The organism is Mediterraneibacter agrestimuris (assembly GCF_943193195.1).
GTDB lineage: Bacteria > Bacillota > Clostridia > Lachnospirales > Lachnospiraceae > Schaedlerella > Schaedlerella agrestimuris.
This window is the reverse complement of the sequence record NZ_CALPDG010000009.1, coordinates 1-16,626: the sequence shown is the minus strand read 5'-3', so window position 1 is coordinate 16,626 and position 16,626 is coordinate 1. Positions and strand designations below refer to the sequence as shown.

General features: G+C 43.1%; 15 protein-coding genes, 1 tRNA gene and 1 riboswitch. All 16 genes read right to left on the bottom strand.

The genetic code is table 11. The features are described 5' to 3' along the window. Positions 1 to 4: 4 nt before the first annotated feature. Complete coding sequence (locus NFS18_RS06460; RefSeq protein WP_251389163.1) at positions 5 to 640, bottom strand: lysophospholipid acyltransferase family protein; 636 nt, start codon at positions 638 to 640, stop codon at positions 5 to 7. Further along, entirely contained in the window at positions 573 to 1,910 is a 1,338-nt protein-coding gene (locus NFS18_RS06455; RefSeq protein ID WP_251389161.1) for a glycosyltransferase, read from the bottom strand. The genes NFS18_RS06460 and NFS18_RS06455 overlap by 68 nt, the downstream gene beginning before the upstream one ends. A 67-nt stretch (positions 1,911 to 1,977) precedes the next feature. Next, positions 1,978 to 2,487 carry a DedA family protein gene (locus NFS18_RS06450; protein ID WP_251389159.1) on the bottom strand — a complete coding sequence of 170 codons (510 nt, stop codon included), beginning with the start codon at positions 2,485 to 2,487 and terminating at the stop codon, positions 1,978 to 1,980. 213 nt (positions 2,488 to 2,700) lie between these two features. Further along, complete coding sequence (locus tag NFS18_RS06445) at positions 2,701 to 3,840, bottom strand: serine hydrolase (RefSeq protein WP_251389157.1); 1,140 nt, start codon at positions 3,838 to 3,840, stop codon at positions 2,701 to 2,703. Next, positions 3,803 to 4,384 (bottom strand): xanthine phosphoribosyltransferase, encoded by a 582-nt coding sequence (locus tag NFS18_RS06440; RefSeq protein WP_251389156.1) that lies wholly within the window; start codon positions 4,382 to 4,384, stop codon positions 3,803 to 3,805. The genes NFS18_RS06445 and NFS18_RS06440 overlap by 38 nt, the downstream gene beginning before the upstream one ends. A 55-nt stretch (positions 4,385 to 4,439) precedes the next feature. Continuing rightward, entirely contained in the window at positions 4,440 to 5,045 is a 606-nt protein-coding gene (locus NFS18_RS06435) for a flavin reductase (protein ID WP_251389154.1), read from the bottom strand. Between the two features lie 210 nt (positions 5,046 to 5,255). Then, entirely contained in the window at positions 5,256 to 5,756 is a 501-nt protein-coding gene (nrdG, locus tag NFS18_RS06430; protein WP_251389152.1) for an anaerobic ribonucleoside-triphosphate reductase activating protein, read from the bottom strand. A gap of 12 nt (positions 5,757 to 5,768) precedes the next feature. Further along, on the bottom strand, positions 5,769 to 7,952 hold the full coding sequence (gene nrdD / locus NFS18_RS06425; protein ID WP_251389150.1) for an anaerobic ribonucleoside-triphosphate reductase: 2,184 nt from the start codon (positions 7,950 to 7,952) through the stop codon (positions 5,769 to 5,771). A 352-nt stretch (positions 7,953 to 8,304) separates the two neighbouring features. Then, positions 8,305 to 8,375 (bottom strand) — tRNA-Gly (locus NFS18_RS06420). 67 nt (positions 8,376 to 8,442) lie between these two features. Beyond that, a complete protein-coding gene (locus NFS18_RS06415) occupies positions 8,443 to 9,852 on the bottom strand; it encodes an amidophosphoribosyltransferase (RefSeq protein WP_251389148.1) in 1,410 nt (469 codons plus the stop codon). 122 nt (positions 9,853 to 9,974) lie between these two features. Then, positions 9,975 to 11,183 carry a flagellin lysine-N-methylase gene (gene fliB / locus NFS18_RS06410; RefSeq protein ID WP_251389146.1) on the bottom strand — a complete coding sequence of 403 codons (1,209 nt, stop codon included), beginning with the start codon at positions 11,181 to 11,183 and terminating at the stop codon, positions 9,975 to 9,977. A 45-nt stretch (positions 11,184 to 11,228) separates the two neighbouring features. Beyond that, positions 11,229 to 12,122 (bottom strand): TrmH family RNA methyltransferase, encoded by an 894-nt coding sequence (locus tag NFS18_RS06405; protein ID WP_251389143.1) that lies wholly within the window; start codon positions 12,120 to 12,122, stop codon positions 11,229 to 11,231. Between the two features lie 342 nt (positions 12,123 to 12,464). Then, entirely contained in the window at positions 12,465 to 13,157 is a 693-nt protein-coding gene (locus NFS18_RS06400; RefSeq protein ID WP_251389142.1) for a response regulator transcription factor, read from the bottom strand. Beyond that, entirely contained in the window at positions 13,150 to 14,205 is a 1,056-nt protein-coding gene (locus NFS18_RS06395) for a sensor histidine kinase (RefSeq protein ID WP_251389140.1), read from the bottom strand. Before NFS18_RS06395 ends, NFS18_RS06400 begins: the two co-directional genes overlap by 8 nt. A gap of 182 nt (positions 14,206 to 14,387) precedes the next feature. Then, a complete protein-coding gene (gene metK / locus NFS18_RS06390) occupies positions 14,388 to 15,578 on the bottom strand; it encodes a methionine adenosyltransferase (RefSeq protein ID WP_251389138.1) in 1,191 nt (396 codons plus the stop codon). 45 nt (positions 15,579 to 15,623) lie between these two features. Continuing rightward, on the bottom strand, positions 15,624 to 15,752 hold the full coding sequence (locus tag NFS18_RS19355) for a hypothetical protein (protein WP_277613530.1): 129 nt from the start codon (positions 15,750 to 15,752) through the stop codon (positions 15,624 to 15,626). Between the two features lie 78 nt (positions 15,753 to 15,830). Next, a riboswitch (SAM riboswitch) is annotated at positions 15,831 to 15,930 on the bottom strand. Positions 15,931 to 16,626: the final 696 nt, after the last annotated feature.

Below are 16,626 nucleotides of genomic sequence, written 5' to 3'. Positions count from 1 at the left end.
CACATTATATCATTTTTTGATACCGCAGTACATCCCCATTCCACGGCACTGCCCGTACCGGAAGCTGCGGAATTTCTCGTTTGCTGACCTCACCGTAATCCTTTACTGCCACAGTCACTTTAGAGAACGGAAGAGGAACAGCATAATTGTCCCATCTCCAAAACATCCGCAGACATGCAGAATAGTGTAAGCTTATCCCCACAAAATCCTCACCTTTTTGTTCCGACAGATAGAACGCCAGCTTTTTCGGCTCATGCCTGGGTCCCAGCGGACCATCCAGCGCTACCGCCAGCGAACGCGCCTGCTCATAAGAACGCTGCATTAACATCTTTAACGCACCAAAAGCTGCATAACCGTCAGGAACACGAATTACACTTCCGCCGCATTTCTGTATCATATGCTCAATATAATCTCCCCTTGTGTCCGCTGTCACAACCACATCCACCGGCGCTGTCTTTCCCGCCAGATTTTTCAGTACCAGATTCATAAAGAAACTGTCTTCATGCCAGAATCCAAAAATCTGACTGCTGCCGCACAGTTCTTCTTCCTGCCAGTCGATCTTCACTGTCTTCTCAAGAAGTTTTAAATACCCGGAAAACACGTCCTGTAAGATTCTCTGCCCTATCCTCTTCATACTCATATCCCGTTTCCTCCTGTCTGCACGCTTTTGCCGCAATACACTGTCCATATAATAATTCTTCATATACCGCAAGTCTGCCGGAGCGGTATCCTTCCGCTGTAATCTTCGCCTGTTCCTTCATATATTCCTGTTGCTCCAACGCTTCCAGCACCTTGCTGCTCCACACATCCACGTCTTCCGTTGCCTTGTACCCATTTACCCCGTTCTCTACAATATCCTCTACCCCTGACGCATCCACCGCCACAACCGGACAGCCTGCGGCAAATGCTTCGGCAAGTACGATTCCTTGAGTCTCAGACTTAGATGCAAAAAGAAACAGATCACTTGCCTGCAAATAACGGTTTACCTGCCCGTTAGGCACATTTCCAAGAAATTTAACCACATCTGCAATCCCCATTTCTTCTGCTTTTTGCTCCAGCATCTTTCTCATACTTCCGCTCCCAATAAATAGCACTTGAAATGGTTTACTCATTTTCTCTTTCAGTTTTACAATTCCATCCAGCAAAAATCCGGGATTCTTCTCCGCTTCCAGTCTTCCCGTTGTGCAAAACAAGATTCCTCCTTTTGGAAGATATCTTTTCCGGATCGCTGCAGCCTCCTGCGGATATTCCTGATAAAATTCTTCTTTCAGACCCGTCGGAAATACTGCCGTCTGTACGTGAGTTCCATTCTCCCGGATACGATGAAGCATTCCAGCTGTCGGCGCCAGAACCAAATCGCACTGATTGGTAAACCACCGCATATACCCCGGTACAATCACTTTTTTTGCAGCTTTTAGCATCTGCCTTCTTATCCCCGGAAATATTCTATCCTCCCGTAAAAAATCCAAATAATGTAAATAATCCTCATACCTCGTATGATAGGTATAAACCACCGGAATCTGATATTTCCTGCTCAAGTACAGCGCTGTCGGTCCCACAAACATTGGGTGATGGGTATGGATCAGATCAAAAGACTCCATTTCAAAGACATCGGTAATTTCTTTTAAAATAAGTCTCGGATATACCATTCCATTCTCCATACAACTTTTCCCAGTACGAAAACGAATCACTCGGATTCCATTGTCATATTCATATTTCCGCCCCCTTCCATCAGTCCCGCAGTTTACTTTATTCCCCTTCTTTTCTTCTTCCCCGGCAATCTCATATTCCGGGGCAAATACCGTCACTTCATGCCCCAGTTTCACCAGTTCCTCCGCCTGCCGCTCCACAGAAATCGGCACGCCCCCTACAAAAGGCTTATAATTATTCGTCAACATCGCTATCTTCATATCTCTTCTCCTTTGTTATGAGCACTTAGCAGTCGTCTTTTGGCTGCTTACGTGCTCTTAATCTTTTTTATGCCAGCATCTGGATCGCCGCGTCTCCAAAGTAATATCCCGCGCCTACAAATACCAGATTCCAAATAAAGATTCCAAGTACGGAGCTGACTGTATATTTCATAAAATTCATCTGCACCATTCCCGCCGGAATCGAAATGATTGTACGCACCATCGGAAGCAGCTTGCTGACAAAAACACCAATACAGCCCTTTTCCCTAAGCATCGCCATCTTGTCCTCAATCACCGGCTGATGCTTTGGAAACTTCCTAAAATAAACGCCCATGACCTTCGGTCCTCCCACTCTTCCGAGCAGATACAGCGCCCAGCTTCCGACTAAGCCCGCCGCAACCGAAATCATCAGCACCGCCGGAAAACTGATTTCACCTTTTGCCGCCCAGATTCCCGCCAGCGGCATGATCACCCCCGCTGGAAATCCCGGAAGATTCAGGTATTCCAGCAATACGATCAGGAAAATAAAAAAGGCTCCGTATTCAATAAAATAATTTGTTAATGTCTGGATACTCATAAAAAAGTCCCCCTTTAGCTGTTCGTATCATGAAGTCTTTCGACCTTGATATCATGATACTGAACATATCTAAAGGAGGACATTATAAGAAATAAAAGAAATTCTTAAGAAGATTAAAGAATTTATGTATACCTGCGCCTTGCCGCACTACATTGCACTATTCGATGCTACAAACAAAGTGGACAAGTCCAAATTTTCCTTTTTCATATTCCGTTACTTATCATTATTTAACATTTCATACACGATTTTTGATATCTCCTGAATGGCTGCAACCGCTTCATTACTGTCCTCCCACTCTGAGGACATAATACAAAGCACATAATCTTTCTTTGAACCGAACACAATCGCTGCGTCATGGTTGTCTGATTCTGTCTCTCCGGTTTTATTGGCGCACACTACCATTTCATTCTCCTGCAGCCCCGCCGGGATTTTCTCTGTCAATTGCTGATTCAGCAAAAGCTCCATCATTTCTGCAGAGGCTTTCTTTGATACACAATCTCCCTCATAAATCCGTTCCAGCAGAAGACCGCAGTCTTCCACAGATGTATGATTTCGCTCATCTGAAATCCACTCACATTCTGAAAACGATGGATGAAGTGTATGGTACACCCCGGTATCTGTATATCCCTGTGTTTCCAAATATTGATTGATTTCTTCCGCTCCCTCCTCAAAATCCCTGTCCGCATTCTGCAGCTTTACTAATTCATTAAAAGATTCGTTATCAGACACTTCGATCATTCCTTTCAGAAGCGTACTAATATGCTTTGTACTGCACTCCTTATCATCACTGTTCTTCATATCATTCGCCACAAGCTCTTTATAATCTGCAAAACATTTTTCCATCACAAAGAGCTTGACCAGACTTGCGGCATACATTTCTTCATTATGAATCGAAAAGGATACTCTGCTCTTTAAGTCTTTGACATAGATACTCCATGTTCCATCTGTATCTTTCAATAACTTTATAAGTTCTTTTTTCAACTCCCGCATCTGCTCTTTAGATGCAAGCCAGTCCTCATGCACTGGTGCAATCTCTCCTGATCCTTCCAACAATTCCTCTGCCTGCTTCACAGATATCTTATATGTATATTCCCTTCGTTTTAACTCATCGGCATAATCTTTGAACTGGTAATCCTTCTTCGGTGTTTTTTCCGACAAAGACTCTAATAAAATTCCACTGCAGCTTTTGTCTGCCGCCTGAACGGAAATACCTTGATCAAAGATATCCAAACCAAATACAAGAAGACCGCTGCATATTATGGCGGTCATTCTATATATATGTAATTTAATTCCTTTGTAATGCTCTATTTTCATCCTACTGTTCGCGGAATACAATTTCTCCTGTCTCAGCATCCATACTCTCCACAATCGCCAGAGACTCTAATTGGAAGCCCAAATTACGAATGATACGTCCGCCTGCCTGAAAACCTTTCTCAACAGCAATTCCGATTCCCTCTACTGTTGCTCCCGCAGACTGCACGATCTGGATCAGCCCTTGCAGCGCACATCCGTTTGCAAGGAAATCATCTATGATCAATACACGATCCTCCGGTCCGAGGAATTTCTTTGCTACGATCACATGATTGATACACTTATGCGTAAAAGACTCCACCTCTGCTACAAGCATTTCCCCTTCTAAGTTGATACTTTTTGATTTCTTTGCAAATACGACCGGTACTTGAAAATGCTGGGCTGCGATACAGGCAATTCCGATTCCAGAAGCTTCAATTGTCAGAATCTTGTTAATTTGTTTATCTGCAAATCGCTTCTTAAACTCTGCCCCCATCTGGTCGAACAGTCCAATATCCATCTGATGATTCAAAAAACTGTCAACTTTCAATACATTACCTGCCTTTACCATTCCGTCTTTTGCAATTCTTTCCTCTAAAAAGTTCATCGTTCTTTCCTCTCTTATCGTGTTGTATCTTTGATTACATTTTAAAAGCTATGATTTATGCCTCTTTCTTCTCAAAATCAGAAGCCGGATGCTTACACCACGGACAGGTAAAATCATCTGGAAGCACTTCTCCCTCATGCACATATCCGCAGATCTTACATACCCAGCTTGTTTTCTTCACTGGCTGCGGCGCAGGTTTAATATTTTTCTGATAATAACTGTAAGAAACTGCCTCCACATCACTCAACACCTTACCGTCCGTTACATCCGCCAGAAACATCGTATGTGTTCCCAGATCTGTTTCCGCGATCACCTTGCCGGAAATGTATGCGCTTGTCATTTCAGGAATATAAATAATCCCATTCTCTGCACGTGGGTAAGCTCTTCCTTCCGTCTTATCTACGTTTCTTCCGCTCTGGAACCCAAAATGTTTGAATAAATCAAAATCTGCCGCCTCACTGATGCAGGATACATTGAACTCCTTTGTTTTCATAATCATGTCGTGTGTATAATTCTGCTTATTGACTACAATTGTCACTCGATTCGGTGTAGTGGTCACCTGCATAGCTGTGTTGATAATACACCCGTTATCCTTCTCGCCATCCTTCGCAGTCAGCACAAACAATCCATAAGTCAGCTTATACATTGCAGCTTTATCCATACCAAAATCCTCCTTCCCAATCTAATCCCGTAAGAATTTAAACTATGATTTCAGTATAACATATAATTCCTAGTATCACATCTTTTTTCTTAACCTCTTATCTAAAAAAATGTAACAGTTACAAAAAAATATGCTAAGCCGGAATTTTTAACCTGTGGCTTAGCATACTTTTTTAGTCTGATTTATAATTTAAGTATATAGCATTTTCACTTATTTTTCTAATTTGAATTCCTCCCTTTTCACGATTCTTTGATTCCGGCTTCCGCGGAATTCCAACGACAGGTCTTTCTCTGCTTCAATAAACTCCCCATCTACCAGCACATCAATATAAGACAGCATTTCCTTCGTTACTTCCGTATACACCTTACCGGCTTCAATCAAATCTACATCATACAGATAGCCTGTATAACACCAGATATCCTTCTTAGGCAGCCGCTCCCGAATCTTCTTCAGTAAATGTACGAGAATCACCTGATTCTCCGGTTCAAATGGTTCTCCTCCAAGCAGAGTAAACCCCTGTATATAATCCGGTTCAAGGAGACGTAATATCTCTTCCTCTGTCTCCTCCGTATAAGGCTTGCCAAAGTTGAAGTCCCAAGTCTCTGCATTAAAGCACCCCTTGCAGTGATGTCTGCAGCCGGATACAAACAGACTGACCCTGACTCCAGGACCATCTGCAATATCACAGTCTTTTATATTTGCATAATTCATGATACCACCTCTTTACAGGTGAAGTACACGGTCTTTAATCTCTTGTGTACGCCCCTGGTTCCAGAACTGTGTTCCGATATATCCGCAGGTTCTGCGGGCTACTGACATCTTATCCTGGTCACGGTTACCGCAGTTCGGACACTCCCATATCAGCTTACCAGCATCGTCTTCTTTGATCAGAATTTCTCCGTCATATCCACAACGCTCGCAATAATCACTCTTTGTATTCAATTCCGCATACATAATATTATCGTAAATAAACTGCATAACAGACAATACTGCCGGAATATTATTCTGCATATTCGGAACTTCCACATAACTGATCGCACCTCCCGGAGACAATTTCTGGAATTCAGACTCGAATTTCAGTTTATCAAAGGCTTTGATTTCCTCAGATACGTGTACGTGGTAGCTGTTTGTAATATAATTCTTATCTGTTACACCCTCAATGATTCCAAAACGCTTCTGAAGACATTTTGAAAACTTATATGTGGTAGACTCCATCGGCGTACCGTATACGGAATAACTTATATTCTCTGCTGCCTTCCACTCAGCACACTTGTCATTCAAACGCTGCATCACCTTCAATGCAAATTCTCTTGCTTCCGGGTGTGTATGTGATACTCCGTACATTCTCATGCACATCTCATGCAGTCCCGCATATCCGAGAGAAATCGTAGAATATCCGTTATAGAGCAGCTTGTCGATCGTCTCGCCCTTTTTCAAACGTGCCAGCGCACCATTCTGCCAGAGGATCGGAGCCACATCGGACACAGTTCCCAGAAGACGCTCATGTCTGCAGCGCAGACCTCTGTGGCACAATTCCAGACGTTCATCCAGAATCTTCCAGAACTTATCAAAGTCCCCTTCCGAGGAGCATGCCACATCTACTAGATTAATTGTTACAACACCCTGATTAAAACGCCCATAGAACTTGTAGCTTCCGTCCGGGTTTTTCTGGCTTTCCTCTACAGTCAGGAAAGAACGGCATCCCATGCAAGTATATACACAGCCTTTTTTCAGTTCCTTCATCATCTTTGCAGAAATATAATCTGGAACAAGACGCTTCGCAGTACATTTTGCCGCCAGTTCTGTCAGATGCCAGTATGGAGCTTCCTCAGTAATATTATCCTCATCCAATACATAAATCAGTTTCGGGAATGCCGGCGTGATCCACACACCCTTTTCGTTCTTCACTCCCTGCATACGCTGGATCAAAACTTCTTCAATGATCATTGCCAGATCGGTTCTTGTCTGTCCCTCAGGCACTTCATCCAGATACATAAATACTGTAACAAACGGCGCCTGTCCGTTACAAGTCATCAAAGTGATCAACTGATACTGAATGGTCTGAATACCACTCTTAACTTCTTCTCTCAGACGTCTCTCTGTTACCTTAGAAATAATTTCCTCATCCAAAGGCTCTTTGCACGCTGTACGTTCTTCAATCACATTCCTGCGGATCTTTTGTCTGCTGACATCTACAAACGGGGCAAGATGCGCCAGTGTAAAGGACTGTCCTCCATACTGATTACTTGCTACCTGTGCAACAATCTGTGTCGTTACGTTACATGCAGTAAAGAAACTGTGCGGCTTTTCGATCATCGTCTCACTGATGACCGTACCATTCTGCAGCATATCTTCCAAATTAATCAGATCACAGTTATGCTCTTTCTGTGCATAGTAATCTGTATCATGGAAATGAATGATCCCTTCTTCATGTGCCTTTACAATCTCCTCAGGCAAAAGAACACGTTTGGAAAGATCCTTGCTGACCTCACCTGCCATGTAATCTCTCTGCGTAGAATTGATGATCGGATTCTTATTAGAATTCTCCTGCTTCACTTCTTCATTAATGTGCTCCAAAAGAGCAAGGATTCCATTATCAGTTGTGTTAGCCTTACGGGTAATCTCTCTTCTATAACGGTAGCGCACATACTTCTGCGCCACCTCATATCCACGCATCCCCATAATTCCCGTTTCTACCATATCTTGTATGTCCTCGACATTAACCGCATGTGTAGCCCCTTCAACCTCTTGTGCGATCATATCTCCAATCGCCTCTATCTGATACTCATTCAGACGGTGCAGCTTATCGATTTCTCTGTTCGCTTTCCGAATCGCATTCGTAATTTTGGAAACGTCAAAATTAACTTCCTTTCCATTTCGTTTGATGATATTGGTCTTTACTTCCATCTTATTTCATCTCCCCTTTTTTCTTAATATTACTAGTGCTTTTCGCACTTATACCCTGAGTTTTTGCCCTTTTTACAACAAAATATAGTTTTTTACCATTTACAGACACCATATATTGTATCTGTTAGTCTACAATACCATATTCCATTGTAAAATGGAAGAGAAACTTTTTTTAATTTTTCCAGTTATTATCTGATAATTCTAATAACCACAAATAAGGATTGCGCCTTGGTGCATTCTCGTGCCATGTGCGCATCCTCCAGAGGGTTTTTGTGACACAGGAAACGGCATAAACTCATTATGAGCTTATGCCGTAACTTTATTCTCTGTTCATATAAAATGGTATGAAAAAAGCGGGTGATGGGAATCGAACCCACGTATCCAGCTTGGAAGGCTGGTGTTCTACCATTGAACTACACCCGCATCATCTCTGACACGAGTGTTATCATATCATAGGTTCAAACAAAAATCAATAGTTTTTTTAATTTTCTTATTCTTTTCCATCAAAACAATATGTACACAGCTTACACTTCGGCAGCCCGATCGCCTCAACCAGGTCATCCAGCCGATGAAAACGCAATGATGTAAAATTCTGGCGTTTCCGTATCTCCTCTACCATCTCTTCGTATTTTTTACTGCACGGATCTGCATATTCTGCCAGAATCTCCGGCGTCACCTCTTCTTCTCGCTCTGCAATGATCCTTCTCGTTATCAAATCCAGTTCTGACTTAGAACGTGAGAAATTCAAATACTTACACCCGAACAGAAGCGGCGGGCATGCCGGGCGCACATGTACCTCTTCGGCTCCGCTCTGATACAGGAAGTCTGTTGTCTCCTTAAGCTGTGTTCCACGTACGATGGAATCATCTATCAAAAGCAGTTTCTTATCCTCGATCAATGCCTGCACCGGAATCAGCTTCATTCTGGCAACCAACTCACGCTGACTCTGATTGGTCGGCATGAAAGACCGTGCCCATGTCGGCGTATATTTGATAAACGGCCTCGCATACGGAATCCCCGATTCATTGGCATATCCGATTGCATGAGCAATCCCGGAATCCGGCACGCCCGCTACAATATCCGGCGACACATTATCCTCGTCACGCTTCGCCAGCATACTTCCGCATTTGTAACGCATTTCCTCCACATTGACACCTTCATAAGTCGATGTGGGATACCCATAATATACCCACATAAATGAACATATCTTCAGTTCTTCTCCCGGAGGGCTGACTGTTTCCACACTGTCTGCTGTGATATGTACAATCTCCGCAGGTCCTAACTCTTTATAATCGCAAAATCCCAGATTGATATATGCAAAGCTCTCAAAAGATACACAATAACCATCCTCACGCTTTCCGATAAACAGCGGAGTCCGCCCATATTTGTCACGGGCAGCATATAAACCATCTTTTGTCATCAGAAGCATCGCCATAGAACCATCTACAAGCCCCTGTACAAATTTAATACCTTCCACAAGACTGTCCGCCTTACAGATCAAAGAAGCGATCAACTCTGTTGCGTTAATCTTACCGCCGCTCATTTCCTGAAAATGCGTATGTCCGTGTGTATATAATTTCCCTAACAGCTCTTTTTCATTATTAATCTTACCGACCGTCGTAATTGCAAAGCTTCCTAGATGTGACTGAATTAAAAGTGGCTGCGGCTCGTAATCAGAGATGCATCCAATACCCAGATGCCCGTTCATCTCCTCCACATCTTTTTCAAATTTAGTACGGAACGGAGAATTCTCGATATTATGAATCGCTCTCTGAAATCCTGCTTCTCCATACATCGCCATTCCGCCTCGTCTTGTTCCGAGATGTGAATGATAATCTATGCCATGAAACAATTCCAAGGTACAGTTCTTCTTTGATGCTACGCCAAAAAATCCACCCATTTTCTGTCTCCTTTTATTTCTTCAAACATTCTTTTATCTTTTATCCGTTCATAGTTTAACACGAACATTTACGGAAAAAAACCGTTCCGGGCGAATTTTTTATTATTTTAATTTATAAATTATTATAAGCAGTAAAATAATGTACTCTGTTTTTTTAACTTCTCCCGAAAATGTGCTTTGTTCTTATCGGAATGCTCCAGTTCTCTGGAATAGCGGTACACTACCTCTTTTACATCCTCAGCGTCCAGCGTCTTCTCATTCTTAAGCCAGCGTACTGCCAGCAAATCCCATATGACCGATACGCTTGCCGCTGCCATCTGCACATTTACAAAAATTTCTCCATCATAAACTGCCCCGCAGAAATAGGTAAATATAAAATAAACCATCAACTGCTCACTGAAAATGTTCCAATCCCAGTCCTTCTCCTGCTTTCTGCCTTCTGTCTCCTTGGTCTCCGTCTCGCCTGCATCCTCCGACCCACTCTTTCGCTGCTCCTGTTCCCACTGATAAAAGGCTTCTTGAATCTTACCGTATCCATCCGCCCCATATGCAAACAACAGAATTTCTGCCTCATTTAACTGGTATTCCCAATCCTTTCTGAGAAGCTCCAGCTCCCGCAGATTCCCGAACATTTCCCTGGAAAACAGATATCGCTTTTTCATATCTTTACGGTACTTGTCCGCTTTCATTCCCGCAGCAAAAAACCAAGTCTGCTTCCGGTACTTCTCAAAAACTGCTTCACATTCAAATAATTTACCTCCGGCAACTCTGTTTTCCATATCATAGGCAACACCAAGGCTGAGCAGTATTCGGTTTTCCATCGGAAGATTCCGGTTCTGCAAAATCTCGAATAAACATTCTCTTGCGTCTGCAAGCATAGAATATAAAAACGGGTCGTAATCCTCATATTCTTCTGTACCTTCTTTTTCTACCGAATGAAATGTCACCGGCTCCCTTCGTTCGATCAGAAGGTGCGCCGCTTCCGGGCAGGAAATAGACAAAGAAATTTCCCGAATCCCTTCAAACTCTTCTATGTGCCTCGGATAGAGCCGGCAGGTTCTGCACAAACTGTCTGCGCCCAAGTTCCGGTACATATCACAGAGATTGTCCTCACACAAAAACGCACACCTCGCCTCCTTGTCCTGACGAAATACTTTCTGCCTCCAATTAACAGAAGCATGCAGTTTCTTCTTATACGGTCCGTCTTCACAGTGATAACGGCGCAGCGATCTGTCATCCACTACGATCTGCCAGCCTGCACAACAAGTATCCTCACAGGCATCGGCGATACAGTGAAACTCAGAATAATAATCGGGGTATGTATACAACATAAACATCTCACCTTCTTTCTACTATTACTCTGAACCAGTCAGTCGTTAATTCTCCCTGCGCTGTCTGCTGGCTTCAAACATAAGAATTGCCGCAGCAACAGCCGCATTCAGAGATTCTGCCTGTCCCGCCATCGGAATTTGAATCCATGCATCTGCACTGTCTGCGATCTCACGGCGCAGACCATTTCCCTCATTCCCGATCAAAAATGCCGTGCCGCCCCGGTAATCTTCCTGATCATAGGCATTCTTGCCGTCCAGATGCGCCGCATATACGCGGATTCCTGTTTTTTTCAAAGTATCTATTGTCTCTTTCAAGTCCTCTACATACAAAAACGGCATCCGGTAGATCGCTCCCATAGTAGAGCGAATGGTCTTTGGATTATAAATATCCACACAATCTTTACTCATCACAATTCCGGTTACCCCCGCTGCCTCTGCCGTACGGAATATCGTTCCCAGATTCCCCGGATCCTGTAAATTGTCAAGCGTAACGAGATGGGGCGCAGGTCTGTGTGTCCTTGCCGCCTGTTCCGGTACGGCGCCGCCTGTTCCCATCACATTTCCGCCAAGAATTTCCTCCAGACTATATTTTGTCTGTTTCACAATTCCCAGAACTCCCTGTGGGGTCTTCGTATCTGACATATATTCAAATACATTGTCTGATACCAGTTCCGCACAAAAAGGTCTTCCCTCCGTATCTTCCGCCCCCAAATGATTCTGTTTTCCACGGGAATCTCCTATAATCTGTATCCCCAGATCTTCTTTATGTCTTTGATAAAATCCCTCTGTCACATATAGCTTCAAAAGCTGCTCACGCGGAGCTTCCTGAATCATACGAATTCCTTCCACGAGAAATATCCCCGCCTGTGAACGTGCCTTACTCTTCTTCCGAAGCTGCACGACTTCTTTTACATTTTTATTGCTTGTACTTGTAATCATCTTCTTGTCTTCCCCATTATATCCAAATATACCGGATGACTATCGTCCGCTATTTTTACTGATACTGTGATAACCGCCTGCCCTTATGACCAGGCGGTTATATCCTTTAATACTAATATAAATAAACAACGCTTTATTTGCAAGTACAAAACTCTGCAAAGAATCGCTGTCGATAGTTAAGATATCAGCCGCCACAAATACGTTCAAAAACAAAGAGCCTTTAAAGGCAAAGAGCACGGATTCATGGAAACGTTCGATATCCTAATAAGCAGCAGCAAAAATACACCCAGAAAGCTTCCGGATGTATTTATATTCCTTCTCTACATTGTCTGCAGTATCTTTTTAAACTTTAAACCTGTATCCTACCCCCCAGATTGTCTCAATATACTGCGGATGTGAGGTATCATATTCAATCTTCTCACGAATCTTCTTAATATGTACAGTTACAGTTGCGATATCCCCAATGGATTCCATATCCCAGATTTCCCGGAACAGTTCTTCCTTCGTATACACATGATTCGGATGCCCCGCTAAAAATGTGAGCAGGTCAAATTCCTTTGTAGTAAAAGAGCGTTCCTCACCGTTCACCCATACTCGTCTTGCTGTAGTATCAATCTTCAGCCCACGGATTTCGATAATCTCGTTTTCCTCCACCACGCTTCCAATCAGACGTTCATATCTCGCCAGATGTGCCTTCACACGAGCCACCAGTTCACTTGGGCTGAACGGCTTCGTCATATAGTCGTCAGCTCCTAAACCTAAACCTCTGATTTTATCAATATCGTCCTTTTTAGCAGACACCATAATAATCGGTGTATTCTTGCTGCCGCGCACCTGACGGCAAATTTCAAATCCGTCCACCCCCGGAAGCATCAAATCCAGAATGATCAGATCAAAATCACTGTTCATTGCCAGATTCAGACCTGTCTGTCCGTCATTCGCAACCTCCACTTCAAAATTGCTCAATTCCAGATAGTCCTTCTCAAGATCTGCAATACTCTCTTCATCTTCAACAATCAAAATCCGTTTACTCATTCATCGGCACCTCCTGATATTTTCTGACAACAAAATACATTGTTGTTCCTTTCCCTTCTTCACTGACCGCCCAAATTTTGCCGCCATGCTCTTCAACAATCTTCTTCACAATAGACAGTCCGATTCCGCTGCCGCCTTTGGATGAATTTCGTGACGCATCTGTCCGGTAAAAACGGTCAAATATATTCGGTAAATCCTTTGCCGCAATTCCTTTACCGTTATCGCCTAATTCTATCTGAATAAAATCTCCCACATCCCGGACATTCATTGTAATATTCCGCCGCGGCTTATCTGTATATTTCATAGAATTGGAGACAATATTGCTAATCACCCTTCTAAGCTGTTCCGGATCTACAATGACCTTAGAATCTTCCTCTATATAATTGTGATATTCAAAAACTACCCCCTTCGATTCCAGCTCGATATACAAATCCTCTGCACAGTCGGAAAAATAATCTTTCGCCGAAATTGTCGTAAAATTATACGGAATCCTATTCGTGTCAATCTTAGAATAAAGGGTCAGCTCATTGATGAGCAAATCCATCTCATTGGCTTTATTGTATATCGTTTTGATGTATCTGTCCATCTTTTCCGGCGTATCCGCAACACCATCCATAATTCCCTCCACATACCCTTTAATCGCGGTAATAGGAGTCTTCAGATCATGGGAAATGTTACTGATCAATTCTTTATTTTCCCTGTCATATGCAATCTTCTCTTCTGCATTTGCCTTCAGACGAAGACGCATTTCTTCAAAGTCCTGACAAAGCTGTCCAATCTCGTCATCCGCCTCAGCGTGAATCTCAAAATCCAAATTGCCTTCCTTGATATTGCGGACTGCCCGCTGCAGCTTAGCAAGAGGAATCGAAATCGTTCGGTAAATCCAGTAAATTAAAAGTGCCACCGTCACGAAAATAACAATCATGTACATCTGCTGCACATCTCCCATTGCCTCTAACGCAAGCATCCGCACGCCCACCGTAGTCAAAAGCGTAGTAAGAATGACCACTGCCATAAATGAAATAATCAGTTTTGTTCTAAGTTTCATCCTCCGCCTCCACATTGTATAAAACAGATGTTACTGTTCACAGCCTGCTGCTGTGCACAGTAACAAACAGACCACTGTTTCTGTCTCCTGTCATTAACAGTACCATAAATAAAGCGGACACCGCAAGATGTCCGCTGTTAGTTTTATTGAAATTTAATAGAATCGTTACTTTTATTAACCATTTACAAATACTTCTTTAGCTCTTCTGCCTTGTCTAACTGCTCCCAAGGAAGACTTACATCTGTTCTTCCAAAATGTCCGTATGCCGCTGTCTGTTTATAAATCGGACGGCGAAGATCCAGCATCTTGATAATACCCGCCGGACGCAGATCAAAGTTCTCACGGATAATCTCTACCAGTTTGGTATCAGAAACAACACCTGTTCCATAAGTATTAACACGAACAGAAGTGGGATGTGCAACACCAATCGCATAAGCAAGCTGAATCTCACACTTCTTTGCAAGCCCTGCTGCTACGATATTTTTTGCAGCATAACGTGCCGCATAAGCTGCAGAACGATCTACCTTTGTACAGTCCTTTCCGGAAAATGCACCGCCGCCGTGGCTTGCCATACCGCCGTATGTATCCACGATAATCTTTCGTCCTGTCAAACCACTGTCTCCATGAGGTCCGCCAATTACAAAACGTCCTGTCGGATTAATAAAGAACTTTGTATCCTGATCCACCATATCTGCCGGAAGAATCGGTTTAAATACATATTCCTTAATATCCTTATGAATCTGCTCCTGTGTTACTTCCGGGTCATGCTGTGTAGAAAGTACAATCGCTTCCAGACGTTTCGGATTTCCATTCTCATCATATTCTACTGTAACCTGCGTTTTACCGTCCGGACGAAGATAATCAAGCGTTCCATCCTTTCTCACCTTTGTGAGCTGTAATGCCAGCTTGTGTGCCATAGCGATCGGATACGGCATATACTCTTCTGTCTCATCAGATGCATATCCGAACATCATCCCCTGATCTCCTGCACCGATCGCTTCAATAGCATCTTCATCAGACATTTGTTTTTCCTTTGCTTCCAAAGCCTTGTCTACTCCAAGAGCAATGTCTGCTGACTGTTCGTCGATTGCCGTAATAACACCGCAGGTTTCTGCATCAAATCCATATTTTGCTCTTGTATATCCGATTTCACGCACTGTGTCGCGGACAATTTTTTGAATGTCCACATAAGCGTTGGTCGTAATTTCTCCCATCACCATTACAAGACCTGTAGTCGTACATGTCTCGCAGGCAACACGGCTCATCGGATCCTGCTCTACCAAAGCGTCCAGAATAGCATCTGAAATCTGGTCGCACATCTTATCCGGATGTCCTTCTGTTACTGATTCTGAAGTAAATAAAATCTTTTCCATTTGTATTCTCCTTTTTCTTATACTTGCCTTTCTCTTCTCTATTGGCTATTTCTCGAAACTGCGCTTCTTCTGTTTCCTCGCCGCTGTGTCTCGAAACTGCACTTCTTGACTGCGGGCAATCGCCCCATGAATAAGAGGGAGAACCGTTGGAACTTCTGCAAGCAGAATTCTCAACGGTTCTCCCTCTTATTCATCCCGACTCGTTGCTTTTCGCGTAAAAAGCGGACTGTCGTAATTATTATCATAACAATCCCCTTATTGTTCGACTTCATCGCTCAGGCTGGCACCTTCCTTTAAAAGGGGTTGCCGCAGCTTCACAGATCCTTTGTATCTCCACTGCTCTGAATAAGAGAAAGTTGCATTATTCTGTTTCTAGTAAGATTACTTTACACCGTTTCTTTTTAAAAGTCAACCACAAATCGTTACTTTTCACACCTACGGTGCTCAAAGCAACGAATCCGGTCTATTTAAAGTTGCCTTACGGCAAGAAACCGGATTCCAGCCCCGATACTGTACTGGTCCCAGGCCGTGCAGCGTAGTGCACGGCCCGGGTGTGAAAAGTAACATTCCTCATTCCTCAAGTTGCATAAATCTAAAGAATTTTATATAATTAACGGTACAGGCAGATATGAAAAAGGTCCGTATCCATGGAAAAAGAAGACTAGAAATAACTGTATAAGACATAAAAAATGCGGCTGAGGAGTGCTCCACATACCCTTGCCGTATTTTTCTGTTTTTATGAAATTGTCACTCTCCTGTCACTTTCCTCTGTTATATTGAATAATAACGAATCAGCTTACGGGCAGCATCATAGAAAGCAATTTGGTAAATAGTCAAGAGTTATTTTAAAAAGATTTTCAGGGAAAAGGGTAATCTTAATAAACCTACGGCTTGTTTCTCAAAAAAAGACGTAAGTTAGGAATTCGATATGGATTACCTACTCTTTTCCAGAGAGTAGAGTTGGCCCTTGCCCAGCAGACCAAAGAGCAGACGTATAAATTTACGGGAAGTCAACGCGAGTGCTCGTTTATGCTGATGTGTTCTGGTT